We start from the raw sequence: 1,481 nt of genomic DNA on the forward strand, positions 1-1,481 counted from the left end.
TGAACCTCCCCCACTTATCGAAGTGGGGGTTTCCTGTTTCCCCTTCGGAGGTGGATGCATGATAGGCTGGTTGGCAGCCTATCTGCAGGCAACACCTGGCACCCGTCCCGTTGGGAGCCACAGGCAACATGAGTATCCATGATACTCAAGGGCGGGAACTCGCCATCTACGACTTCATACCTAAGCAATCCGTCGATACGTAAACGGTTTGACCGTAAATTCCAATGGGCGGATTTCACCATAATATACTTTGGCAAATAAATTCATTGCCCCATGGATATCACGGTGTCGTTTGTACCCGCATTGACATGTATAATTTCTAGAAGAAGATTTATTTTTCTTCCCGCAAACAGGGCATGTTTGCGAGGTATAACTTTCATCTTTTTTCTCGATTTGAATTCCTTCGGCATTCAATTTGTATTTGAGATAATCAAATAATTTTCCAAACGACCAATTGGATAATTTCTGATTGGTCTTTTTGTTTCGTTTCTTTTTCGTATTCCGTTGGATTCCTTCGATATCTCCAATGACGACTTCTTTCACTTGGTTTTCCAAACACCAACGAACAAATTGTCTCGTGGTTTTGTGCAGTGCATCCTTTAGTTGTGCCTCTGATTTCGAAAGTACATATTGTTTCGCCCGATTGTACTTTTTCCATTGTTTGGAGCCTTTTTTGCATCTGCTCATGAGTTTTTGCAGTTCTTTTAATTTCTTGTTTCTCAACCGATGAATGCTTCTTATTTTTCTTCCCGTGATAATGAGGCTTTCCCCATTTTCACAAATGGCTGCGATGGTGTGAATTTCCCCTGGGTCAATAGCAACACGGTTTTTACATGGATTTTCTTTTGGTTTTTTCCCATCTTCATACGATAAACAAAGCCACAAACCACGGTCATAGACCAACTCGATTTCTTTGACTTTTCCGTTTGGAAGTTTCTCTTTGTCGATTTTCACCACCAAAGGAGATTGTCGTTTTCGATTCCAAATTCCTAGCGACAGTTCCAACGTTCCGTCTTCATGCAAAACAAACCCATCTTTTGCCCATTTCGTGTTGAAATGTTTTTTCTTTTTGTATGGATATTTGATTTTTTCTCCTTTTTTCCGTGCTTCTTTTGCCCCATCACGGGCAAAGATATATTTATGCACAACCGCCTGGATGCTTTGGCTGTGGATAGAAAAACGACCTTTTGTTGCTTTTTGCAGTTCCGTTTTGGTTATCCATTTTCCTGTTTCCAAATGATGTTCTTTTGCCAAACGAAGGCATTCGTTCCAAACTTCTGCGGAGATACGATTGCATTCAAATAGTTTTTGGATAACTTCTTTCTTTGCCCGAAAACGGGTTTTCAGCGTTCGATACATGGTTTCACCTCCTATGTTTATTGTATTCTATTGCCATCCAAAGAAGAAAGAGAAAAACAGAAAAACCGAACGCCATTCATCCCCCACCTGTAGAGGTGGGGGACTTCTGGCTGATTTATGTT

At 41.1% G+C, this 1,481-nt stretch carries 1 protein-coding gene; it reads right to left on the reverse strand.

All coding sequences use genetic code 11. The annotated features are described in order from the left end of the window. Nucleotides 1-180: 180 nt before the first annotated feature. On the reverse strand, nucleotides 181-1,359 hold the full coding sequence (locus GZ1_RS17670) for an RNA-guided endonuclease InsQ/TnpB family protein (RefSeq protein ID WP_011231306.1): 1,179 nt from the start codon (nucleotides 1,357-1,359) through the stop codon (nucleotides 181-183). Nucleotides 1,360-1,481 lie beyond the last annotated feature (122 nt).

The organism is Geobacillus zalihae NBRC 101842, assembly GCF_001544135.1.
GTDB classification, from domain to species: Bacteria; Bacillota; Bacilli; order Bacillales; family Anoxybacillaceae; genus Geobacillus; species Geobacillus zalihae.